The sequence below is a fragment of the Plantimonas leprariae genome, assembly GCF_008802405.1.
Classification (GTDB): domain Bacteria; phylum Pseudomonadota; class Alphaproteobacteria; order Rhizobiales; family Rhizobiaceae; genus Plantimonas; species Plantimonas leprariae.
The window spans coordinates 152,031-173,749 of sequence record NZ_VZDO01000012.1 but is presented as its reverse complement, the minus strand read 5'-3'; the positions used below and the strand labels follow the sequence as shown (position 1 = coordinate 173,749).

At 68.2% G+C, this 21,719-nt stretch carries 21 protein-coding genes; 11 read left to right on the top strand and 10 right to left on the bottom strand.

The genetic code is table 11. The annotated features are described in order from the left end of the window. On the bottom strand, positions 1-1,030 hold a 1,030-nt coding region (locus F6X38_RS15470; RefSeq protein WP_161992773.1), incomplete at its 3' end, for a HAMP domain-containing protein. Positions 1,031-1,691: 661 nt separating this feature from the next. Next, positions 1,692-2,060 (bottom strand): hypothetical protein, encoded by a 369-nt coding sequence (locus tag F6X38_RS15465; protein WP_150971127.1) that lies wholly within the window; start codon positions 2,058-2,060, stop codon positions 1,692-1,694. 215 nt (positions 2,061-2,275) lie between these two features. On the opposite strand from F6X38_RS15465, the gene F6X38_RS15460 reads away from it, so the two are divergent. From F6X38_RS15460 to F6X38_RS15450, 3 genes are read left to right on the top strand one after another with little or no spacing between them, the layout of a single operon-like run. Beyond that, positions 2,276-3,310 carry a glycosyltransferase family 4 protein gene (locus F6X38_RS15460; RefSeq protein WP_246191372.1) on the top strand — a complete coding sequence of 345 codons (1,035 nt, stop codon included), beginning with the start codon at positions 2,276-2,278 and terminating at the stop codon, positions 3,308-3,310. 52 nt (positions 3,311-3,362) lie between these two features. Then, positions 3,363-4,427 (top strand): glycosyltransferase family protein, encoded by a 1,065-nt coding sequence (locus tag F6X38_RS15455; RefSeq protein WP_150971123.1) that lies wholly within the window; start codon positions 3,363-3,365, stop codon positions 4,425-4,427. Beyond that, positions 4,417-5,556, top strand: coding sequence for a glycosyltransferase (locus F6X38_RS15450; protein WP_150971121.1), 1,140 nt, complete (start codon positions 4,417-4,419; stop codon positions 5,554-5,556). The genes F6X38_RS15455 and F6X38_RS15450 overlap by 11 nt, the downstream gene beginning before the upstream one ends. An 18-nt stretch (positions 5,557-5,574) precedes the next feature. Here the strand turns inward: F6X38_RS15450 and F6X38_RS15445 are convergent, their stop codons facing one another. The 5 genes from F6X38_RS15445 to F6X38_RS15425 form a co-directional block, all read right to left on the bottom strand. Further along, positions 5,575-6,054: a glycosyltransferase gene (locus F6X38_RS15445; RefSeq protein WP_150971119.1), complete on the bottom strand. Its 480-nt coding sequence runs from the start codon at positions 6,052-6,054 to the stop codon at positions 5,575-5,577. Then, the gene (locus F6X38_RS15440; RefSeq protein WP_150971117.1) at positions 6,051-6,506 is read right to left on the bottom strand and encodes a glycosyltransferase family protein; all 456 of its coding nucleotides are present in this window, start codon (positions 6,504-6,506) and stop codon (positions 6,051-6,053) included. Before F6X38_RS15440 ends, F6X38_RS15445 begins: the two co-directional genes overlap by 4 nt. A 2-nt stretch (positions 6,507-6,508) precedes the next feature. Then, positions 6,509-7,675 (bottom strand): nucleotide sugar dehydrogenase, encoded by a 1,167-nt coding sequence (locus F6X38_RS15435; RefSeq protein WP_150971115.1) that lies wholly within the window; start codon positions 7,673-7,675, stop codon positions 6,509-6,511. A gap of 125 nt (positions 7,676-7,800) precedes the next feature. Further along, complete coding sequence (locus F6X38_RS15430; RefSeq protein ID WP_150971156.1) at positions 7,801-8,256, bottom strand: acyltransferase; 456 nt, start codon at positions 8,254-8,256, stop codon at positions 7,801-7,803. 88 nt (positions 8,257-8,344) lie between these two features. Further along, on the bottom strand, positions 8,345-9,100 hold the full coding sequence (locus tag F6X38_RS15425; protein ID WP_161992772.1) for a polysaccharide deacetylase family protein: 756 nt from the start codon (positions 9,098-9,100) through the stop codon (positions 8,345-8,347). A 142-nt stretch (positions 9,101-9,242) separates the two neighbouring features. Here F6X38_RS15425 and F6X38_RS15420 point away from each other — a divergent pair, with 142 nt between their 5' ends. The 8 genes from F6X38_RS15420 (at position 9,243) to F6X38_RS15385 (ending at position 18,720) form a co-directional block, all read left to right on the top strand. Then, the gene (locus tag F6X38_RS15420; RefSeq protein ID WP_150971111.1) at positions 9,243-10,727 is read left to right on the top strand and encodes an O-antigen ligase family protein; all 1,485 of its coding nucleotides are present in this window, start codon (positions 9,243-9,245) and stop codon (positions 10,725-10,727) included. 180 nt (positions 10,728-10,907) lie between these two features. Then, complete coding sequence (locus F6X38_RS15415) at positions 10,908-11,513, top strand: transglutaminase-like cysteine peptidase (protein WP_150971109.1); 606 nt, start codon at positions 10,908-10,910, stop codon at positions 11,511-11,513. 192 nt (positions 11,514-11,705) lie between these two features. Then, positions 11,706-12,887, top strand: a complete 1,182-nt coding sequence (locus tag F6X38_RS15410) for a polysaccharide biosynthesis/export family protein (RefSeq protein WP_246191368.1) — start codon at positions 11,706-11,708, stop codon at positions 12,885-12,887. 200 nt (positions 12,888-13,087) lie between these two features. Beyond that, positions 13,088-13,777, top strand: coding sequence for a hypothetical protein (locus F6X38_RS15405; RefSeq protein WP_150971105.1), 690 nt, complete (start codon positions 13,088-13,090; stop codon positions 13,775-13,777). 36 nt (positions 13,778-13,813) lie between these two features. Further along, entirely contained in the window at positions 13,814-16,129 is a 2,316-nt protein-coding gene (locus tag F6X38_RS15400) for a polysaccharide biosynthesis tyrosine autokinase (protein WP_150971103.1), read from the top strand. Then, positions 16,107-16,886, top strand: coding sequence for a hypothetical protein (locus F6X38_RS15395; RefSeq protein WP_150971101.1), 780 nt, complete (start codon positions 16,107-16,109; stop codon positions 16,884-16,886). Before F6X38_RS15400 ends, F6X38_RS15395 begins: the two co-directional genes overlap by 23 nt. A gap of 96 nt (positions 16,887-16,982) precedes the next feature. Further along, positions 16,983-17,786 carry a glycosyltransferase family A protein gene (locus F6X38_RS15390; RefSeq protein ID WP_150971099.1) on the top strand — a complete coding sequence of 268 codons (804 nt, stop codon included), beginning with the start codon at positions 16,983-16,985 and terminating at the stop codon, positions 17,784-17,786. 124 nt (positions 17,787-17,910) lie between these two features. Next, a complete protein-coding gene (locus tag F6X38_RS15385; RefSeq protein ID WP_161992771.1) occupies positions 17,911-18,720 on the top strand; it encodes a metallophosphoesterase in 810 nt (269 codons plus the stop codon). Here the strand turns inward: F6X38_RS15385 and F6X38_RS15380 are convergent. The 3 genes from F6X38_RS15380 to queF all read right to left on the bottom strand — a co-directional run bounded on the left by F6X38_RS15380 (position 18,717) and on the right by queF (position 21,527). Continuing rightward, positions 18,717-19,793: an NAD(P)-dependent alcohol dehydrogenase gene (locus F6X38_RS15380; protein WP_150971095.1), complete on the bottom strand. Its 1,077-nt coding sequence runs from the start codon at positions 19,791-19,793 to the stop codon at positions 18,717-18,719. The two genes, F6X38_RS15385 and F6X38_RS15380, sit on opposite strands and share 4 nt — an antisense overlap. Positions 19,794-19,861: 68 nt before the next feature. Continuing rightward, on the bottom strand, positions 19,862-20,995 hold the full coding sequence (gene ribB / locus F6X38_RS15375) for a 3,4-dihydroxy-2-butanone-4-phosphate synthase (protein ID WP_150971093.1): 1,134 nt from the start codon (positions 20,993-20,995) through the stop codon (positions 19,862-19,864). 67 nt (positions 20,996-21,062) lie between these two features. Continuing rightward, the gene (queF, locus tag F6X38_RS15370; RefSeq protein WP_150971091.1) at positions 21,063-21,527 is read right to left on the bottom strand and encodes a preQ(1) synthase; all 465 of its coding nucleotides are present in this window, start codon (positions 21,525-21,527) and stop codon (positions 21,063-21,065) included. Between the last annotated feature and the right edge of the window lie 192 nt (positions 21,528-21,719).

The window sequence follows — 21,719 nt, the reverse complement described above, 5'->3', positions numbered from 1 at the left end:
CCGCCTCCAGCCGCCGCTGCGCAACCGCTCCGTCCTTGAACACCTGCACCGCCTGCGCCATCGAGCCGAGTTCATCGGGACGCTTCTGCCCCTCGATCTCGACATTGAGGTCGCCGGCGGCGAGTCGCGCCATGGTCATGGTCATCCGGCGGATGACGCCGCCGAGCGAGCGGGCGAACAGATAGAAGCCGGCCAGCGCGATCGCCGCCGTGCAGATCGCCGCCGCGAGCGACAGCCAAAGCGCGGTGCGCTGGCTCTGCATCAGCGCCGTGACGTCCGAGGCCGCCTCGATGACGCCGATCTTCGCCCCTGAGAAGTTCACGAGTGGAACCGCGGAAACGAGGTAATCCTTGTCGCCGACCACTGCATACCGATGCGGCGCCGTTCCGTTGAAGCCGGCCTGCAACTCGTCCGGCGTCAGAACCGGATCGTTGGCATAGGTCGATGCCTGCCGCTCGAACTTGCCCTCCTTCAGGACGTACACGGCGAAATTGCCATCGACGTCCTTGGCGAGGCGGGAGAAGTATTCGCCGGTCAACTGCGTGCCGACGTCGACGACACCGACGACCGCGCCGTCCGCCGTGACCGGCACGGTGCCGAAGATGCTGATCGCCGACTTGCCGGGCTCGACGCCCGCCGAAGGCTGCCCGGTGGCGATCGCGGTTTCGACCGTCTTGCGGCGTCCCTTCATGTCGTCGCCGAACTTCGCCGGTTCGTGTACGCGGCCGACGACCATGCCGTTCGCGTCCGCGAAGGTCATCAGCTGGATGCCGCTTCTCGCCGTCATGTTCTTCAGCGTGTCGGCGTAGGGCGCGAGCAGCGCCTCCCGGTCGCCGGCCTTCAGCTTGGCGGCCACGGCCGGGTCGCCGGCGAGCGCCAGGGCCAGACCGAGATTGGTGCGCTGCTGCGCCTCCATGTCGGTGGTGAGGACGTTCAGGTCGCTCGATGCTTCCGCATCGATGGCCTGGCTCATCAGGGTCGACTGGCGATACCAGCCGAGGCCGCCGATCACCGCGCTGGCGAACAGCACGGCCGCGAACCCGCATGCTGTCGTCCGAACCCACAACGGTCTGGACACCCGTACTTCCGCCGACATCTGCTGGACCCTTCACTCGCTATCCGCGCAGAGAACAACCCAAACCGTTTGCCATCGCGTTAAAAAGCGTCGGCTCTGCCGGCAGTTAGAGTGTTTCTCTAGAAGCTTAGTGAGCTTGATGCGAGATCATTCAAGAGGGGGCAGCGGCACGCGGGTTACGCATTTCCTCACACGCCAACGAACCTGTCGCGCGAGTTTTGCTGCATTGCAGCATCTTGATTCGGTTCGGGGCAGGGGCTAAGCCTGCGAGGCATCGTTTGCCTCGGCTGCGGCTTTCGCATCGCGAGGCATGCCCTCAACGAACGGGAACGTCGTGGACGCTCCGGGACCTGGCGCTTCGCGTCCGCCGCGGCATCGTCGTTTCGCGGAAACAGATGGTCCGCGCTCTCGCCGCCCGCCCCATCCTCCTCTTCCGCTCGAACGAGAGCTGTCTTCCGGGCGGTTTTCCTCGCTTCGATCAGTGTCGTCCCGGAACTGTCCGGAAGCAACGAGGGAAGCGACGGTCCCGCTTGCCGGAACCCCGGCGATAATCTTCGCTCCGAAAGTCGGCGGCCCCATGCGCGGCGCGAGGGGGTGTGGCGAGGTCCTGCCGCCTCTATCTGAAGAGCACCTTCGCCGCGGAGGCGCCGCAGAGGTTCACCCCTTCGCGGAAGGCGAGGTTGATGTACTTCGGCTTGATGCGCGTCGGCCGCAGCGGCTTGCGCGGATTGTTGAAGTCCGCTTGGAACGTGAACGTGCAACTGCCGTAGGCGTCCTCGACCTTGATGTCGCGGCTGTCGCCCGGCAGGATCGGCTGCACGAGCAGGTTGAAGGTGCGCGGCACCAGATCGCTCGGCCAGCCGTACAACCTGTAGATCGGGTTGATCCCGTCGTTCTGGATGCTCACCGGCCGCATCTCGGCGTCCGCGGCCTGCATCCCGAAGCCAGACAGCAGCAGGGTGAGGAGGACTGCCTGCGAGCGCATCTTCTACCTCGATCGAATTCCGCAACCGGCCCGGATCCGGACCATGATCGCCCCGGCGCCTGACACATCTGCTTTAGGCCGCCCGGCCCGGCCGGTCGAGACCGGTTTCGCATCTGGCTCCATGCAGGCTATGGGATCGAACCGGACCGATGCCGGGAATCGCTCGTCCAGCGGTGCGCCGCCACGCGCTTGAAGAGGGAACTGCCTTGAGGGTGATGATCTGGAACTCGGCGCGCGGTGGGATGCGGAGCGTCGTCGACGCCTACCGCCGCGACGGGTTCATCGAGCGGGAGAACGTCCGCCTGATCGCGGCTTATTGCGACGGCGGGTTCCTGCGCCGGCAGATCGTGCTCCTCGCGGCGCTGGTGGAGTTCGCGTGGCTGCTCGCGACCCGGCGGATCGAGCTCGTCCACATCCATGCCGCCATGCGCGGAAGCTTCTGGCGCAAACACCTCTTCGCTTCCCTCGCGCGCACCTTCCGCGTCCCGGTGATCCTCCACCTCCACGGCTCGGAGATGCGCCAGTTCTACGAGGCGCAGCGCCCGCAGGTGCAGCACCTCATCCGTCGCAACCTGGAAAAGTCCGACCGCGTCCTCGTCCTGTCGGAAAGCTGGCGCAGCTTCATCGAGCGGATCGCGCCGGCGGCGCGGATCACCGTCGTGCCGAACTACGTCACGGTGCCGGCGCGCCCCGCGGCGGATGGGCGGGACGGTGCGGAAGTGCTGTTCCTGGGCTTGGTCGGACCGCGCAAGGGCACGTTCGACCTGATCGAGGCCTTCGCCGGGGTCGCCGCCCGGCATCCTGCCGCCAGGCTGACCGTCGGCGGCAACGGCGAGGTCGAGAAGGCCGCGACCCTCGTCGGCGAGCGCGGACTCGGCGCACAGGTGTCGCTCGCCGGCTGGGTCGACGGCGAAGGGAAGACGCGGCTTCTGGAACGCTCCAGCATCTACGCGCTGCCCTCCTACAACGAGGGCCTGCCGATGAGCGTCCTGGAGGCGATGGCGGCCGAGCTCGCGGTGGTCACCACGCGGGTCGGCGGCATCCCGGAACTGATCACCGACGGGGTGGACGGTCTGCTGCTGGAGCCCGGCGACAAACAGGGACTGGAGGCCTCGCTCGACCTCCTCCTCGGTGACGGCGAGCGGCGGCGGGCGATCGCCGCGGCCGGCCGGCGGCGCGTCGAGACGACCTACAGCGACGAGGTCGTCCTGCCGCTCCTGCACCGGATCTACGCCGAGGTCGCGCGATGACCCGGCCGCGCAGGCTTTTGGAAATGCTCGCCGACGCGACCCGGAGCCGCCGATGACTTCCGCTTCGGCGCAGCCGCCCGTAGAGGGCCGCTGGACCGTCCTGCTCCTCACCTGCCGGGAGCCGAAATCCGATTTCCGGCTGCCTCTCGCCGAGGAACTGCAGAAGCTCGGCCACGACGTGACCTACGTCTTCCTGAAACGCCGTCCGACCGTGGTCCGCATGGCCAAACCGGAGTGCGCGCGGACGTTCTCGCTGCCGGCGTTCCTCGACTACGCGCGGCGCGAGTTTCGCGGGCGCGAGCGGCTGCTCGTGTTCAACTCGACCAATCTCGCCTTTCCCGGCATCAGCCGCGCGCTGCGCTTGCTCTGCGGCGGGCTGTGGTGCCTCGATATGCACGACGACCTGCTCTACGACCGCGAGGGTCTGTCGCGCTGCAAGGGCAAGCTCGCACTCAAACTGCTCGTCGGCGGATCCGATCTCATCGTCCACGCCGCGCCGACGCTGAAGGAGCTGTTTCCGACCTCGCAGCCGCTCGGCAACGCCTCTCCGGTCAGGCGGATCGACCGGCCGCAGCCGGATTGGGGCCGCGTCCTCATTCTTGCCAGCCTCGACGCGCGCTTCGACTTCCCGTTCGTATCGGCGACCGCGGCGGCGAATCTCGAGCTGGCCTTCGACATCTACGGACGCGTGTCGCAGGACGATACCGCGGTGGCCGCGGCGCTGACGCGGCTGACGAAGGAGCGGAGCAACGTCGCCTATCGCGGCCCCTACGTGAACGAGGATTTGCCGGACATCCTCGGTGCTTATCCGGCGACGCTCGCGCCCTATGTCGTCGGCTCGCGGCTGACGCATACGATCGACCCGCTCCGCTACTATCATTGCCTGAATTCCGGGATGGAGGTCCTGTCGACGCCGATCCCGAAGGCGCTCGATTTCGGCGAGGCGATCCATATCGTCCGCACGCCGGCGGAGGTCGGTCCTGCAGTGCGGCGCCTCGCAAGCGACGCCTCGGCCCGGCGCAACATTCCAGAGCGCTGGCGCGCCGAGACCTGGGACATCAAGGCGGCGAGGCTGATTGAGATCGTCGAAGCGGAGCGGGCCGGTCATGTCCGATAGACGCGAGGCGCGAGACGCCGGCAGGCCGCTGTCGCTGGCGATCTATCTGCCCGACCTCAGCGGCGGCGGCGCCGAACGCCTGCATCTCAGGCTCGCGCCGGAATTCGCCGCGGCCGGCCTCGACGTCTCCTTCCTGCTCGACCAGCGGAAGGGGGAGCTGCTCGACGCCGTTCCCGCGAAAGTCCGCGTCGACGTGCTCGGCGCGGACCGGCAGATGAAGGCGATGCCGCTCCTCGCGCGACATCTCCGCCGTGCCCGGCCGGACGTGCTCATCGCCAACATGGAGCATATGAACGTCATGGCGGTGCTGGCGCGCGGGCTTGCGCGGAGCGGCACCCACATCGTCGCGACCCAGCACAACGCCTTTTCCGAACAGGTGAAGCGGACGTCCTGGCAATGGCGGGCGCTGCCCGCGCTCTATCGCACGGTCCTGCCGCGCGCCGATGCGGTGGTGGCCGTATCGAGCGGCGTTGCGGACGACCTCGCAGCGGCATCCGGACTGGATCGCGATCGGATGACGGTGATCCACAACGGCGTGGTGACGGCGGACTTCGCCGCGCGGATGGCGGGCGAGCCGGACCATCCTTGGTTTGCGGAAGACCGGCCGATCGTCCTCGCGGTCGGGCGCTTCGTGCCGCAGAAGGATTTCACGACTCTGATCGACGCCTTCGGCCGCCTCGCGAAGGAAACGGGCGACGCGCGTCTTGTGGTCCTCGGCGATGGGCCGCTCCGCGCCGAGATGGAGGCGCAGGTCGCCGCGCTCGGTCTCACCGACCAGGTCGCGCTGCCGGGTTTCGTCGCGAACCCGCTGCCCTGGCTCCGACGCGCGGAGCTGTTCGTCCTGTCGTCGCGCTTCGAGGGTTTCGGCAACGTCGTGGCGGAGGCGCTGGCCTGCGGCACGCCGGTCGTCAGCACCGACTGCCCGCACGGTCCGGCCGAGATCCTGGAGGACGGCGCCTGCGGCCGGCTCGTTCCGGTCGGCGATCCGGCGGCGCTGAGCCGCGCCATGGCGGCGGCGCTGGGGGAGCAGCCAGACCGTGAGGCGCTGCGCCGGCGGGCCGAGGCCTTCACGGTGAAGCGCTGCGCCGAGCGGTACCTCGACCTGATCCGCCGGATCGCGCCGGCGTGACGCGGCGAACTTCCGGCTTCAGTGCGGCCGCGCGACCTCGGTCCGGATGAAGTCGAGGAAGCGCGCGCGTCGCGCCTCCATCTCGTCGGTGACGACTGCCGGCTGGAGATCGGCCTTCAGCAGTTCGGCGAGTTCCGGCTTGCTGTCGGCCACGTAGATGCCGACGCGTTTGCGCAATTGCGAGACGGTGGCGAGCTGATGGTCGTTCCGGTGCTCGCCGTGGGCGACCTGCCGCGGCACGAGGATGATCGGCTTGCGGTACTTGTAGGCCTTCAGCACCGTGCCGATGCCGGCATGGGCGACCATCACCCGGCAGTCGCGCACGACCTGTTCGAACTCCACCGGCGAGGTGGTGGGCCGCGCCTGGAAATGCGCCGGGGCGTAGGTGCCGACGCCGGTCTGCGCGTAGATCGGCTCGCTCAGTTCCGGCGCCAGCTCGTCCATCATCCGGATCAGCCGGTCGAACGGAAGCTGCATGCCGACGGTGACGACGATCAAAGCACTTCCCCCGCATAGGAGGGGCCGCTCGGCGCCGCCAGATGCTCCCATTGCGTCAGCCAGACGTCGGCGCACCATCGCGCCATCTTGCCGGACATCGAGAGCTTCTCGACATTGGCGAAGCTGTCGACCCAGATCGTGCGCGCCCCGGTGAGGCGCCCGAAGGCGAGGCAGATGAGGCCGGGGGCCGCGCCGGTGGAGATGATCGCCTTCGGCCGCACCGACAGGACGAGCTTCAGGCACTGCCAGACGCATTCGAGCGTCTGGAGCGGCTTGTTGCGGTTGCAGTCCCGGACGACGATCCCGTCCTTGCCGATCTGCTGCAGGAGATTCTGCGCCGTGGTGACGAGGAGCACGTCCTCGCCCGCCAGCGCCCCGCAGATGATCTGGAGCTGTTCCCAGTGGCCGCCGCCGGAGGCGACCGCCATGACCTTTCCGGACGTCCTCGCCATCGTCAGTCGGCTCCGAACAGGTCTCTGGTATAGACCTTCGCCCTGACGTCCTCGAGCTCCGGCGACCAGCGGTTGGCGACGATCAGGTCGGCCGTGCGCTTGAACTCCTCGATGTCGCGGATCACCGGCGAGCGGAAGAAGGTGTCGTCCGTCAGCGCCGGCTCGTAGACCGCGACCGCGACGCCCTTCGCCTTGACGCGCTTCATGATGCCCTGGATCGAGGAATCGCGGAAATTGTCGGAGCCGTTCTTCATGGTCAGGCGGTAGATGCCGACCGTTTTCGGCTCCAGCCGCAGGATGCTGTCGGCGATGAAGTCCTTGCGCGTCGAGTTCGCCTCGACGATGGCCCGCACGAGGTTCTGCGGCACGTCCCGGTAGTTTGCGAGAAGCTGTTTGGTATCCTTCGGCAGGCAGTAGCCGCCGTAGCCGAAGGAGGGGTTGTTGTAATGCGTGCCGACGCGCGGATCGAGGCTGACGCCGTCGATGATCTCGCGCGAGTTCAACCGGTGCGTCGCGGCATAGGTGTCGAGCTCGTTGAAGAAGGCGACGCGCATCGCGAGATAGGTGTTGGAGAACAGCTTGATCGCCTCGGCTTCGCTGGACTCGGTGAACAGCACCTCGACGTCCGCTTTGATCGCGCCTTCGGCAAGCAGCGCCGCGAAGCGCCGGGCGCGCTCGGAATGCTCGCCCACCACGATGCGCGATGGATGGAGGTTGTCGTAGAGCGCCTTGCCCTCGCGCAGGAACTCCGGCGAGAAGACGATCCGGTCGGTATCGAAGCTCTGGCGAGCGCCGGCCGTGTAGCCGACGGGAATCGTCGACTTGATGACGATCGTGGCGTCGTCGTTCACCGCCATCACGTCGCGGATCGCCGCTTCCACCGCGCGGGTGTCGAAGGTGTTGGTGTCGGCATCGTAGTTGGTCGGCACCGCGACGATGACAAAGGCCGCGTTTCGATAGGCCTCGGCCTTGTCGCCCGTCACCTTCAGGTTCAGGGTCCGGTTGGCGAGGTAGTCCTCGATCTCCGGATCGGCGATCGGCGACACGCCTTCGTTGACGAGCTTCACCTTGCGCGGGTCGAGGTCGTAGGCCACCACCTCGTTGTGCTGCGCCAGAAGGACGGCGTTGGACAGGCCGACATAGCCGAGGCCCGCGATCGCGATCTTCATTCCGAACCGGCTCCAGGACCATCGCCGCCGACGGTGCGCGGCACCCCGCAGGCTGTATCTTTTCGCAGTGCAACATTCAAGAATGCGTGGTCGACGAGCTGGTCCGGGCGAAACGGCCCGTGCGATCAGACGCTCTCGACGACCGGCGCCGCGGCCTCCGGCTTGAAGCGCCCGTAGGGGCCGACCTCGATGTCCGAGCGGATCACGCGCGCCGGGTTGCCGGCGACGACGCTGCGCGGCGGCACGTCCTTGGTGACGACGCTGCCGCTGCCGACGACGCATTCGTCGCCGACCGTCACGCCCGGCAGGATCATGCTGCGCGCCCCGATGAAGCAGCGCCGGCCGATCACCGTGTCGCGGTACATGCGCCGCGTCGTGTCGTGCGAGAGGATGGCGGCGTCGAAGGCGACATAGGTCTCGGCTCCGACATGGATGCCGCGCGGATAGGTCTTGTCGAATCGAGCGCTCAGCGAGAAGGTCGCGGTCGGATGGATGTCCATGCCCCAGACGCGCGTCAGGTACAGCCACTTCGTGCGGACCAGCACATCGCGAAGCTTCAGGAACCGGTTCAGACTGCGCATCGCCACCACTGCAAACCATCGGTGCCGCCGACGCCCCTCGGCCGGCCTCGCGGCATAAGTTCACGGATTCGCCGTCGGCGTCAAAGTCTCAGCCGTCGCCGATCGCGAGCCGGACGACGCGCGCGCCGCGCCGCTCCAGTTCGTCGAGCACCATCGGCAGAAGTTCGAGCGTGTTGGATTGCCCGTCATGGAACAGGATCACGCCCCGGTCGCCGAGCCGCGCCAACAGGCGACGGAAGCTTTCCTCCGGCGGCGAGTTGCGCCAGTCCTCCGGGCTGAAGTCGTAGCCCGCGACGATCGCCCCCGCGCCGTTGGCGATGGCGACGAGGTCGGGCGGCAGGGCAGGGGCAAAGCCGGGGCTTCCCGGGAAGCGGAACAGGCGCCGCGGGCGGCGCGACTCGTCGAAGGCGCCGAAGGCCGCGATGTCGACGGCCCGCATGCCGGCCCAGATCTCCTCCGCGATCCCGTCGCGGCTCAGCTTGCCGAAGTCGCGGTGCGAGAAGGAATGGCTGCCGATCCCGTCGCCTTCCGCGACGATCCGGCGGACGAGCTCCGGATGCCGCTCGGCATTGCGCCCGACGAGGAAGAACGTCGCGGCGATGCAGCGGGACCGCAGGATGTCGAGGAGCGCCGGCGTCGTCTTCGGGTTCGGCCCGTCGTCGATCGTGACGACGTATTCGCCGGGCTGAAGCGGGAGGGGAGGCTGCTTCTGCACCGCCCCGAAGCCGTGCGTCGCAGGGTCGACGGCGACCGTCCGCCCCGCCAGCGCGGACGGACAGGCGGAGGCCGCCGTGGCGGCGAGGGCGAAACCCGCAGCGGCGAGAGGCCGGATGACGCGCCGCATCCGGCCGATTCGCCGAAATCGCCCGCGCGGCGCCTCGCTTTCGCGAGCGATCGGCGGTAACTCGGCGGGCACTTCGCGCATGCGGCTCGTTCCATCCGTTGTCCGAACCGCATTCATACCCTCATCCAGCCTAGAGGAAGGCATGTATTCCGCGGACGTCGCGAGACACGAGCGATCGTCGCAGGCGGCCCGCCGCGACGGCCGGGCAGGGCAGGGCGGCGGCTGGTACGCGGCGCTGCTGCGCGCCGGCCTCGCTGCTTGCGTCCTGATCGGACTCGTGCCGTTCGGATCGACCGGGCCTTTCGCGCAGAACGTCGTCTGCCTCGCCTTCGCGCTGCTGGCCGCCGCGGCGGCGCTGACCTCGCGGTCCGAATCGACCGTGCGGCCGGTTCGCTTGGCGCTTCTGTCCGCCGCCTTCCTCGTCGCCTGGATCGCCCTGCAGGCCTGGCCCGGCATGACGATGCTGCCGCCGAACGGCATCTGGGCGCAAGCGGAGCGGCTTCTGGACATGCCGCTCGCGGGCACGGTGTCGGTTTCGCCGGCCACCAGCCTTGCGGTGATCCCCTCGCTGGCTGCGCCGTTCCTCGCCTTCGCCACCGCGCTGTGGCTCCTGCGCAGCGACGTGCAGGCACTCGGCATGCTGCGCTTCCTCGGCTGGACCGGGGGCGTCATCGCCGCTTTCGGACTGGTGCAGTTCGGCTTCTTTCCCGACACGCTGCTCCTGTCGGACAAGCGGGCCTATATCGACAGCGTCACCACCGTCTTCGTCAACCGCAACTCCGCCGCCACCTATCTCGGCGTCACCATCCTCGTCCTTTCGGCGCTGCTCGCGATCGAGATGCGCGGCATGCGGTTCCGCACCTTCGCCGCGATGATGCTCGCCGGGCGTCGCGGCGGCGTCCGGTATCGCAGCGCCTTCGAGGCGGCGCTGATCGGCATCTGCGCCTTCGCGCTGATCCTGACGAAATCACGCGCCGGCATCGCCTCGACGGGGCTCGCGCTGACGACCTTCGCGGCGCTGGCGATCGAGCATCCGGAAAAGGCGACCGGTTCGTCGGCGCGGCGCTGGCTCCGGCCGGCGGCGGTGGCCCTCGGCATGCTGATCGTGCTCTGCGCCGTGTTCCTCCTGTTCGGCGAGCAGACGATGCTTCGGGCGAAATCGCGCGGGCTGGACGATGCCCGCTTCTGCACCTATCCGGGCATCTGGGCGGCCGCCCGCGATGCTTGGCCGTTCGGCACCGGCGCCGGCAACTTCGACATCGTCTATCCGGCCTATCGCGATCCGGCCTGCGGTATCTACGGCGTCTGGGATCGGGCGCACCAGTTCTACCTGGAAGGGTTGATGACGCTCGGCGTCGCGATGCCGGCTCTCTGCCTCGTCGCCTACTGGACGCTGGCGAAGATCCTGCGGGAGGGCCTGCGCGTGCGGCGGCGCTACCGCGCCGTGCCTGCGGCCGGCATCGCGGTGCTCGTGCTCGTGACCGTTCACGACATGGTCGATTTCTCGCTGCAGATACCCGGCATTGCGCTCGCCACCGCCGTGACGCTCGGCGCCTGCTGCGCGGTCTGCCTCCGCGGACGGCATCGCCAGGTCAAAGACGGCGACCGCGCTTCCCGCCCCTCCTGACGGCCGGCGATCGATCACGACCGCCGGCAATGGGGGATTCGAGCGGGCTCGCTGCCGCTGACCGATAAAGCTCCGATTTTACAGAAACTTACGGCAAAGGCTGGCGGTATTCCTAAAACAACCGCAGCGTCCCGCGCATAGTATCCGTTCCGCTGTGCTGTGAAACTCGGGAGACGGGCTGTGCGCGCCAAGTTCTGGTTCGCTTTTTTGCTGGGCGTGCAGATGCCGGTTGCTGCCTATGCTGCCGTCGGCGAGGGTGCGCGCCCCGCCGTCAGTAGGGTGGCGGAAGGCGGGCCGACGCTCGCGCCCTTCGCCCACGTCATCTTCTGCCAGAAGACGCCGGGCGATTGCGTGTCGGGCGGCCGTCCGAACGCCGAGGCGGTGCTCGACGACGAAGGCTGGCGGTCGCTTCGTCGCGTGAACGACGACGTCAACGCGGCGATTCGGCCGACCTCGGACCGGCCGGGCCCGCTCGGCGACGTCTGGTCGCTGGCGCCGCGGCGGGGAGACTGCGAGGATTATGCGATCACTAAGCGCCATCGCCTCATCGCGCTCGGCTGGCCGCCCTCGGCACTGCGCCTGGCCGTCGCGCGGACGGGGCGCGGCGAAGGTCATGCCGTCCTCGTCGCGAAGACCGACCAGGGCGACTACGTGCTCGACAACCGCTCGCGCCGCATCCTTCGCTGGAACGAGACGAAGCTGGCGTTCCTCAAGATGCAGTCCGGGTCCGATCCGCAACGGTGGCTCGAGGTCGCGAGCGAAGACGCGGTCTCGGAGAACCGCTGAATCGAACGCCCCGGCACAAATCGCCGGTTAAAGTTAATGCGTTGCATTTTCTGTGGTTAGAAGGCAACAGAAGGGTGATTCGTCGGCCGAGTTGCGCGGAGGCCGGCAAATTCGAATAGATTTTTCGAAGTGTGTCGTCGATATCATGCGGCGTCCTGAGGGTCGGAACTGCTTATGGTATTGACTGTACGAGTGCCCGCCGCGACCGGGCTCGCGTTGCTTCTGGCCGTGTCGGGGTGTTCGTCTCTGCCGAATTCCGGACCGAGCGACAGCGACATCGGCAGAAGCGCTGCCGTCCAGGTCGGCAACAAAGACCGCAAGGTCGGTCTCGACTACGCCCTTCTGGACCTGTCGGCCCAGACACTCGCCTATTTCGACGAGCCGCCGAAATCCCGGTCGCTCCGGCTCGGCTTCGGCGGCGGGCGTGGCGGCGCGCCGCAGACGGTGCTGGGCGCGGGCGATGTGGTGCAGGTGGCGATCTTCGAATCGGCATCCGGCGGCCTGTTCATCCCGAACGATGCGGGCAGTCGCCCCGGCAACTTCGTCACCCTGCCGCAGCAGACGATCGACAGGAGCGGTGCGATCTCGGTGCCCTATGCCGGGCGCATCAAGGTTCTTGGCCGCACCACCGGCGAGGTGCAGGCCGAGATCGAGTCGCTGCTGGCGAATCGCGCCATCGAGCCGCAGGTGCTGATCACCATCGTCAACAACCGGTCGAGCGAGGTCGCGGTGCTCGGCGACGTGAACGCGCCCGCCAAGCTCGACATCAGCCAGGCCGGCGAGCGGGTGCTCGACATGATCTCGCGCGCCGGCGGCCTTTCGACGCCGGGCGTCGAGACCTACGTGACGCTGCAGCGCCGGGGCAAGGAAGGGACGGTCCTCTTCTCCGAACTCATCAACCATCCGGACGAAAACATCTACGTCCGTCCCGGCGACACGATATACGTGAACCGTGAGCGGCGAACCTATCTTGCCTTCGGCGCGTCCGGCCTCAACGGCCGGATCGATTTCGAGGAGTCCGACCTTACCCTCGGCGAGGCCCTGGGCAAGGCCGGCGGCCTCCTGGACGCGCGCGCCGATCCGGGGCAGGTCTTCCTCTACCGGATGGTCGACCGGGCGACGCTGCAGCGGATGCGCATCGACGTGTCGCGCTTCAGGGGAACCACGGTGCCGGTCGTTTTCCGGGCGAACCTGCGCGACCCGGCGGCGTTCTTCGCCGTGCAGAAGTTCCGGATGGCGGACAAGGACATCCTCTACGTCGCCAACTCCGATTCGACGGAATTGCTCAAGTTCTTGAATGTAGTTACAACGGTTACAGGTTCAGGTTCGTCTTTCGCAACAGACGTGAATGTCGTTCAACGCAGAGTAGACTGATGGTATCGGTGCAGGCGGTCGGTGGATCGGAAGGGCGGGGGAAGCGGGCGACGCTTCCGGTGAGGCTGGTTGCGTCGACCGCTTTGATGCTCCTCGGTTGCGCAGCCGCGAACGCGCAGGCGGATGCCTCGTCCGCCGGCGCGCCGGCGCCGCAGGCTCCTCCGGCCGCGGTGGCTCCGGCCGTGCCGCCGGTTGCGGCCGTGCCTCCGGCGCCCATCGCCGCTGCTCCGGTCGAAACCCCCGCCGTTGCGGCGCAGCCGCCGGCCGCGCAGCCCGGCGCACCGGCGGAGCCCGATCAGCAGGCGCAAGCCGGGCAACTGCCGGACGCGTGCTTCGCCTATCCGGCGAAACTCCAGCCGGCCGAGATTGAGGAATTCCTGGCCAAGCCCGACGAACTGCTGACCCGCTACGGCGGCGGCGGCGTCGCCCTGTCGAACCGCGTGCGCTCGCTGGCGGGCTCGGACGGGCGGACGCTCGATCCGCTGCTCCGCCTTGCTGCCGCCGCAAAGCCTGACGAGAAGGCGATGATCGGCGCGGGGCTCGGTCGCGCGGCCTTCGCGTGCTCGCGGACCTCGCCGGCCTATGCCGCGATGATCCAGTCGATGATCGCGAGCAGGAGTTCGCCGGAGCTGCTGACGGCTTTCCTGTCGGCCACGAACGACATACAGACCGCGGCGATCGGTGCCGGTGCGAGCGCGGGCGCCAGCGGCGCGGGCGGCGGCGGTTTGGCGGGCGGCGGCCTTGCCGGCCCGTTCTCCGCCGGTCTCGGCGGCGACGAGGTGGTTCCGACTACCGCGCCGGCCTACAGCGGCGTGAGCCGGTCGATCGTGCTGCTCGACGGCGACGACGACGATGATAATGGTTCGGTGAGCCCCGCGAACAGCGACTAGCGTTCGCCCGAGGCGGCGAGCGACGACGGAGATCGAATGCTTCAGGATGCGCGGGCGATTTCCGGCACGGGATACGGCGCCGAGCCGGAATCCGAGCCGCTCAGCGAATTCATCGACCTGGATCGCATTCTCGCTGCGGCCCGCCGTCAGTGGCGGATCGTCGCCGCTTTCGCGATCCTCGGCGGCCTCTTGGGGCTGGCCTATGTGGTCACGGCGATCCCACAATACACGTCTTCCGCCGACCTCCTGATCGATTCCGGCGGCAGCAATCGGATCGTCGACGAGATCTCCGCTTCGGCCGGCGTGCTGCAGGACGAGCCGACGATCCTCAGCCAGGTGGAACTGCTGAAGTCGGAGCGGATTGGCCTGTCGGTGGTCGACCGGCTGAAGCTCGCCGACAACGCGGCTTTCATGGCACCCGGCGTCTCCGTGCTTACGCAGGCGAAGCAGACCCTGCGGCGGCTCGTCGACGTACCGGGCTGGTTCCGCTCCGAAGACGACGCCGCGACGGACGAGCCCGACAAGCGGCAACTGGCGCTCGGCGTCCTCGGTGGCGGGCTCGAAGTCACGCGCGTGGCGCGCACCTTCGTGCTCGACATCGCCTATACCTCGCCCGACAAGGACCTCGCGGCGAAGATCGCCCAGACCTATGCCGAGGCCTATCTCGCCGACCAGCTCGATTCGAAATACGAGGCGACGCGGCGGGCCAGCGGCTGGCTGCAGCAGCGGATCGAGGAACTGCGCGACAAGTCGCTCCAGTCCGATCTCGCAGTGCAGAAGTTCCGCGCCGACCACGGGCTGATCACCGCCGACGGCCGTTTGGTCAGCGACCAGCAGTTGCAGGAACTCAACACGCAGTTGACGCAGGCGCAGGCCGAGGTCGCGACCGCCAAGGCGCGCTACGACCGGATCACCTCGCTTGTCGAGAGCGGCGATACCAACGCCGTCGTCAACGACGCGCTGGCCAGCAGCGTCATCAACGCCCTGCGCACGAAGTATCTCGACACCGCCAAGCGCGAAGGCGAGCTGGAGCGGAACCTCGGCCCGAACCACATCCAGGTGATTCGCCTGAAGGGCGAGATGAACGAGTACCGGAACCAGATGTTCGGCGAGCTCAGCCGCATCGCCGGCAGTTACCAGAACGACTATCAGGTGGCGCAGGCCCGCGAGACCTCGGTGCGCTCGAGCGTCGAGGCGGCGACCGGCGTCAGTGCCGGCAACAACGAGACCCAGGTCCAGCTCCGCGAGCTGGAGCGCGAGGCCGAGACCTATCGCAACCTCTACCAAACCTTCCTGCAGCGCTATCAGGAGGCGGTCCAGCAGCAGTCGTTCCCGGTCACGGAAGCGCGCATCATCAGCGGCGCCCAGCCGGCGAGCTTCCCGAGCAAGCCCCGCCGCAACCTCGCGCTCGCCATCGCGATCGTCCTCGGCGGCGCCGTCGGTGCCGGCCTCGGGGCGTTCCGCGAATTCCGCGACCGCTTCTTCCGCACCGGCGATCAGGTTCGCGACGAGCTCGGCATGGAGTTTCTCGGCCTCGCCCCGATGCTGAAGAACGAGGACCAGGGCCGGCGAAGCAAGCGCGCGTCGGAAGCGACGGCGAAGAACCCGCGCATCATCTCGGACGAGCGGCCGATCACCCGCTACGCGCTGAACAATCCGATGTCGTCCTTCGCGGAAACGCTGCGCAGCGCCAAGATCGCGTCCGACCTGACGATCGATCAGCACCGCTCGCGGATCATCGGCATCGTTTCGGCGCTGCCGAGCGAAGGCAAGTCGACGATCGCCGCCAACATGGCGCAGCTCCTGATGTCGCAGGGGTCGAAGACGATCCTCATCGACGGCGACATCCGCAATCCGGGCCTGACCCGCTCGCTCGCGCCGCACGGCGAGATCGGCATCGTCGAGGGCGTCCTGAACGAGAAGCCGCTGAGCGAGATCGTCATGATGGACGCCCAGACCAAGCTCGCCTTCGTTCCGGCGGTGGTGCAGCACCGCGTGCCGCACACGGCCGAGCTTCTGGCGTCGCACGGCATGTCGAGCATCCTGGCCGAGGCGACGTCGTCGTTCGACTACGTGCTGATCGACCTGCCGCCGCTCGCCCCGGTGGTGGACGTGCGCGCCATCGCGCCACGCATCGACGCCTTCGTGCTCGTGGTCGAGTGGGGGCACACCGCCCGCCGCATGGTGCGCTCGGCGCTGGCGGCCAATCCGATGGTCGCCGACAAGTGCATCGGCGTGATCCTCAACAAGGTCGATAGCGAGAAGATGAAACTCTATCGCGAGTTCGGCTCTAGCGAATACTACTTCTCGCGGTACTCGTCCTACTATCATGAAGTCGACAAGCGGGCGTAGGCGCGTCTCGCGGCTTCTGGACTCGATCGCATTCCTCGCCCTGGCACTGGTTCTGGCTTGGCTGGCCGGAACCTCGATCGTCCGTCAGACCCACTACGTCGACCTGTACCGCGCGGCGAGAACGCTGGAGCGGGGGCAGAAACTGAGCCTTGCGGCGGTGGAGCGGCGCTCGAACGACATCGAGCGGCTGATCGCCACGCGCGACTGCGACGATGCCAGCCTGCGTTCCGGCGTGACGCTGTCGCTCGCCGCGATCGAGCGCCGCAACCCGGCGCTCGACTTCGAGGGTTGGGCGGAGGCGCTCGAACGGGGTCGCCAACTCCTGCGCGTCGCGGCCGCCTGCTCGCCGCATCGCGGCGGCTTCTGGGCGCGCCTCGCGGTGGTGGAGCGGCTGATCGCGGCCTCGCCCGGCCGCGTCGTGCCGCTCGCCGCCCTGTCGATCCGCCTCGCGCCGGCCGAGCTCGGGGTGATTCGCACCCGCTTCCAGCTCTGGCGAACCGCCTCGACCTGGATGCCTGCCGATGCTTCGGCCCCGCTGCAGGCGGACATGCGCACGATCCTGCGGCAGGCGCAGCTGACCGACATCAGGCAGATGATCGGCAATTCCGCCGCGCTGAAGCAGCTCGCCGGCCGCGAGGCGCTGCAGATGGACGGCGAGCGCCAGACGGAGCTCGCGCGCCTGCGTTTCAACGAGGCCGCCGGCGCGAAGCGGGCGAACCGGCCGCGGTTCGACCTCCTCGACAAGCCGCGCCCCTGAACAGGTCCGATCCCGTGGCGGAACTTGACGCCTTGTGACGGATGGGCTGCTTTGCTAGGCGGCGGAGGCAGAGTCGAGTTCTAGGACGGTGGGCCCATGGCGATCCTGACCTTCGTGATCCCCGTGCGGCATCCCGAGAACGCAGCGAACTGGCAGGCGCTCAAGGGCCGGCTGGCGGAAGCGCTCCGCTCGATTTCGGCGCAGACCGACGCCGATTGGGAAGGCGTGGTCGTCGCCAATCGCGGCTCCGACCTGCCGCCGATGCCGCAGCGGTTTCGCGTCGAGGCGGTCGACTTCCCCCCGAATCCGCTGCACGAGATGACCGAGGATGCGCGCGAGCGCGTCTACGAGGCGTTCCGTCTCGACAAAGGCCGCCGGGTGCTGGCGGGGATGCTGAGCATGCGGTCCTCGCAATATTTCATGATCTGCGACGACGACGACTTCGTCAGCAACCGGTTGGCCGGGTTCGTCCGCGAGCATGCGGGGCAGCCTGGCTGGACCCTGGCGCAGGGCTACGTCTGGTCGGAAGGCTCCCGCTTCGTCTACATCGCCGACAATTTCGCCAAGCTGTGCGGCACGTCCCATATCGTGCGGGCCGACCTCTACGGCCTGCCCGCGAGCATGGCCGAGGCGAGCGAGGACTACATGAAGCGCCGCCTCGGCAGTCATGTCTCGATCGACGACGACCTCAGGGCGGCCGGTGCGCCGCTCGACAACCTGCCGTTCCAAGGGGCGGTCTACCGCATCGGGCATGCCGGCGCGCACAGCAAGTCGACCGGCCTGCTCCGGTCCTACGTCCTGCAGAAGGGGTTCCTGAAGCATCCGCGCCGGCTGGTGCGCAACCTCAGCCGCTTCCGGCGCATCGACGATCGGATCGGGCGGGAATTCTTCGGGCGCTGAGCATTCCGCCGCGCAAGGCCGGCGCGCGGGTTCGCGGACTAGGATCGGCGGCTGAACGACGCTGGACGGCCGCCGCGACGATGCTCCCCGCCGCATTCCCCTCTCGCGAAGACGGTCGCCGGGCGTGAGCGTCGCCGGTATCCTCCGCGCCGCCGTTCGCCGGCTGCGCGGGCGCAACGGCGGCGGTTCCCGGCGCGAGCGGCTGTTCGTCGGGGAGGGGAACCCGATCTTCTACGCGGTCGGCGACGTGCACGGCTGCCACGAGCAACTCGTCGAGATCGACCGGCTGATCGTCGAGGACGGGCAAGCCAGCCAGCGTCCGAAGATCGTCGTGATGCTCGGCGACTACGTCGACCGTGGTCCAGCTTCGGCCGACGTGCTCGATCATCTGACGGGCGGCATGCCGGACGGTTTCCGCCGAGTCTGCCTCTGCGGCAATCATGAAGAGATGATGCTGCGGTTCCTGAAGGAACCGTTCGGGAACCTGTTTTGGTTCGAACACGGCGGCGAGGTGACCCTCAAGTCCTACGGCCTCGACCTGCGGCCGATCCTGAAGACGCATCGCCGCCATCCGAAGGAGGTCGCGGAGATCGTCCGCGACGCCGTTTCGGCCGAGCATATCGAGTTCCTGCGCGCCCTGCCGGTCTGCGCCTATACGGACCGGCTCGTCTTCGCGCATGCGGGCGTGCGGCCGGGCGTCGCGCTGCGCCGCCAGACCGACGACGACCTGATGTGGATACGCGAGCCGTTCCTGTCGAAGGGGCCGGAACTGCCGCTCGTCGTCGTCCACGGGCACACGCCGTCGTCCCGGCCGGTCTGCGGCAGGGGCCGGATCGGTCTCGACACGGCGGCCTGCGAGACCGGCCGCCTGACGGCGCTGCGCTGGGACGGTGTCCAAGTGAAGCTGCTGCAGACCGGACCGCGAAGCGGTTAGTCCGCCATCTCGATCTGCATCTTCACCTCGCCCTTCGGATTGCCGGCGGCGAGCTCGAAGGCTTCGACGCTGTCAGTGAAGGGGAAGACCCGCGTGATCAGCGGCGCGACATCGATCGTGCCGGAGGCGAGCATCGCGACGCAGCGCGGGAAGACGTGCGCGTAGCGGAAGACGTGCTCGACGCGCGCTTCCTTCAGCATCGCGGCGGAGACGTCGTAGGCCGCGGGTTTCAGCGGAATACCGACGAAGACCACCACGCCGCCCGGGCAGAGCGGCGCGAAGATGTCGGCGATCGCCCGCTCCGAGCCGGCGCATTCGTAGATGACGTCTGCACCCCAGCCGGCCGTCTCGCGCTTCACCGCGTCAGCCAGCGCTTCGCGCGCGACGTTGACCGGCGTCACCGCGCCGAGCTTCGCCGCTAGCTCCAGCTTGCCGTCGTCGATGTCGCTGACAATCACCCGCGCCGCGCCGCCGGCGAGTGCCGCCAATACCGTCACGAGCCCGATCGGCCCGGCGCCGATCACCACCGCGACGTGGCCGGGCGCGGCCCTCGCCTTGGTCACGGCATGGACGCCGACGGCGAGCGGCTCGACCATCGCGCCGGCCGCGAAGCTCACCGCGTCCGGCAGCTTGAAGGTGAAGGCTTCCGGGTGGACGACGCTTTTGCGCAGGACGCCGTGGATCGGCGGCGTCGCCCAGAAACGCACCGCCGGATCGAGATTGTACATGCCGAGGCGCGTCGCCTGGCTCATCGGGTCCGGGATGCCCGGCTCCATGCAGGCGCGGTCGCCGACCTGGAGCGTCGTGACCTCGGAGCCGATCTCCGTCACGGTGCCGGAAGCCTCGTGGCCGAGGATCATCGGCTCCTTCACCACGAAGGGGCCGATCGCGCCGTGCGTATAGTAGTGGACGTCGGAGCCGCAGATGCCGACCGTGTGGATGGCGATCCGGACATCGCGCGGCCCGAGCGTCTCATCCACCGCGAAATCGCGGAGCGAAAGCCGGTCCTTGGCTTCGAGCACGAGGGCGCGCCGGTCCTCGCCGGCGGAAAGGTCCTTCGGAAGGGCGGACATCGCGTGCCTCCTCTGCGGCGATCGTTGATGGCGATTTGAGATAACGCTTCGGCGCGCGGAAGCGAAGGTCAGTCCTCGACGAGAATCGTGCCCGCAACCTCGATGCCGAAGCCGGTGAGGCCGACATAGGCGCGCTCCTGCGTCGCCAGCACCGCGATCGAGCGGACCTTCAGGTCGCGCAGGATCTGCGCCCCGACGCCGATCTCGCGCCAGCGCTGCTGGCGCGCCTGGGCGCTGGCATGCCGCTCGCCGTCCACCGGCGCCGCGCCGGGCTCCGGCAGCGCGGGCTCGAAGTCGCAGACCTGCGGCTGGCGGAGCAGCATCAGGACGCCGCGGCCATGCGCCTTGAGGGCGTCGACGGCGATCTCGACCCAGGTCTTCTCCTCGCGGGCGCGGCCGAACAGGTCCAGCACCGGCTGCTCGCGGTGGATGCGCGTCGGCACCCGTTCGGCGCCTGCCACGTCGCCGAACACGGCGACCACATGCTGCACCTGGTCGAACGGCGTCTCGTAGATGCGGATGCGGCCCCGCATGCCGCCGACGGTCAAGGGCTCCTCGCGCACGCAGGTGACGAAGGATTCCCGCCGGATGCGCCAGGAGATCAGGTCCTCGATCGAGACGATCTTGAGGCCGTGCTCGCGCGCGAAGGGCACTAGTTCCGGCAGCCGTTTCACCGTACCGTCGTCGTTGACGACCTCGGCGAGAACGCCGACCGGCTCCAGGCCGGCGAGCTGCGCCAGATCCGTCCCGGCTTCGGTATGGCCGGAGCGGGTGAGGACGCCGCCCTCGCGCGAGATCAACGGGAACATGTGGCCGGGTCGGAGGAAGTCCGAGGCCTGCGCGTTGCCGTTGGCGAGCGCGCGGGCGGTGTTCGAGCGCTCGTCCGCCGAGATGCCGGTCGTCATGCCGACCTTGTAGTCGACCGAGATCGTGAAGGCGGTGCGCATCGGGTCGAGATTGTTCGCCACCATCGGCGGCAGGTGAAGCCGGGCGGCACGCTCGCCCGTCATCGGCACGCAGAGGATGCCGCTCGTGTGGCGGATCATGAAGGCGATCGTCTCCGGCGTCGCCTTCGAGGCCGCCATGATGAGGTCGCCCTCGTTCTCGCGGTCGGTGTCGTCCACCACCACCACGAGTTCACCGCGCGCGATGGCGGCCACCGCCTCGTCGATCGAATCGAGCTTCAGGTCCATGAGTTTCATCCCGCCGTTCGTCCAGCGGCTTACCAGACGTGCCGGGCCGATCAACCTCGGCCGCGCGAACGGGCCGTCAACCGCGCCCGCGATAGGGCGGCACGCCCTGGTCGGGCAGGAACACGCCTTCCGGCGGCGCGCCGGTCTGCCAGAAGACGTCGATCGGGATGCCGCCGCGCGGATACCAATAGCCGCCGATCCTGAGCCACAGCGGCTCCGTCGCCTCGGCGATGCGCCGGCCGACGCTCACCGTGCAGGTCTCGTGGAACGAGCCGTGGTTGCGGAAGCTCGTCAGGAACAGCTTCAGCGATTTCGATTCCACTAGCTTGGCGTTCGGCGCGTAGTCGATGACGAGATGCGCGAAATCTGGCTGGCCCGTCACCGGACAGAGAGAGGTAAATTCGGGGCACGCGAAGCGCACGATCGTCGGCGGTCCGGGCGGCCGCTCGAAAGGCACGGTTTCGAGGACGGCTTCGTCCGGGGAGGCGGGCGGCCGCGCATCGGCGCGCCCGAGCTGGGTGAGGTGCATCGCTTCGGTCATGGTGTCGGCAGGCGGCTTTTCCGTGTCTGGCTGGGCGTTCCTATATCCGACCGGAGAGGAAGAAAACGAGCGGCCGGATGTCGCCGCCGCAATCGGGACCGTCGCGACCGGACTGGAACGTTTCCAGAAAAAGTTGATAATGCGAGCCAACGATGAAGACGAATGGCGCGGCGGCGTATGGGTCGAAGCGTC

Coding starts and splice junctions, on each gene's coding strand:
- F6X38_RS15465 (WP_150971127.1), bottom strand. CDS start 2,060: ATGCGCTCGCAGGCAGTCCTCCTCACCCTGCTGCTGTCTGGCTTCGGG.
- F6X38_RS15460 (WP_246191372.1), top strand. CDS start 2,276: ATGATCTGGAACTCGGCGCGCGGTGGGATGCGGAGCGTCGTCGACGCC.
- F6X38_RS15455 (WP_150971123.1), top strand. CDS start 3,363: ATGACTTCCGCTTCGGCGCAGCCGCCCGTAGAGGGCCGCTGGACCGTC.
- F6X38_RS15450 (WP_150971121.1), top strand. CDS start 4,417: ATGTCCGATAGACGCGAGGCGCGAGACGCCGGCAGGCCGCTGTCGCTG.
- F6X38_RS15440 (WP_150971117.1), bottom strand. CDS start 6,506: ATGGCGAGGACGTCCGGAAAGGTCATGGCGGTCGCCTCCGGCGGCGGC.
- F6X38_RS15435 (WP_150971115.1), bottom strand. CDS start 7,675: ATGAAGATCGCGATCGCGGGCCTCGGCTATGTCGGCCTGTCCAACGCC.
- F6X38_RS15430 (WP_150971156.1), bottom strand. CDS start 8,256: ATGCGCAGTCTGAACCGGTTCCTGAAGCTTCGCGATGTGCTGGTCCGC.
- F6X38_RS15425 (WP_161992772.1), bottom strand. CDS start 9,100: ATGCGGCGCGTCATCCGGCCTCTCGCCGCTGCGGGTTTCGCCCTCGCC.
- F6X38_RS15420 (WP_150971111.1), top strand. CDS start 9,243: ATGTATTCCGCGGACGTCGCGAGACACGAGCGATCGTCGCAGGCGGCC.
- F6X38_RS15400 (WP_150971103.1), top strand. CDS start 13,814: ATGCTTCAGGATGCGCGGGCGATTTCCGGCACGGGATACGGCGCCGAG.
- F6X38_RS15395 (WP_150971101.1), top strand. CDS start 16,107: ATGAAGTCGACAAGCGGGCGTAGGCGCGTCTCGCGGCTTCTGGACTCG.
- F6X38_RS15390 (WP_150971099.1), top strand. CDS start 16,983: ATGGCGATCCTGACCTTCGTGATCCCCGTGCGGCATCCCGAGAACGCA.
- F6X38_RS15380 (WP_150971095.1), bottom strand. CDS start 19,793: ATGTCCGCCCTTCCGAAGGACCTTTCCGCCGGCGAGGACCGGCGCGCC.
- ribB (WP_150971093.1), bottom strand. CDS start 20,995: ATGAAACTCATGGACCTGAAGCTCGATTCGATCGACGAGGCGGTGGCC.
- queF (WP_150971091.1), bottom strand. CDS start 21,527: ATGACCGAAGCGATGCACCTCACCCAGCTCGGGCGCGCCGATGCGCGG.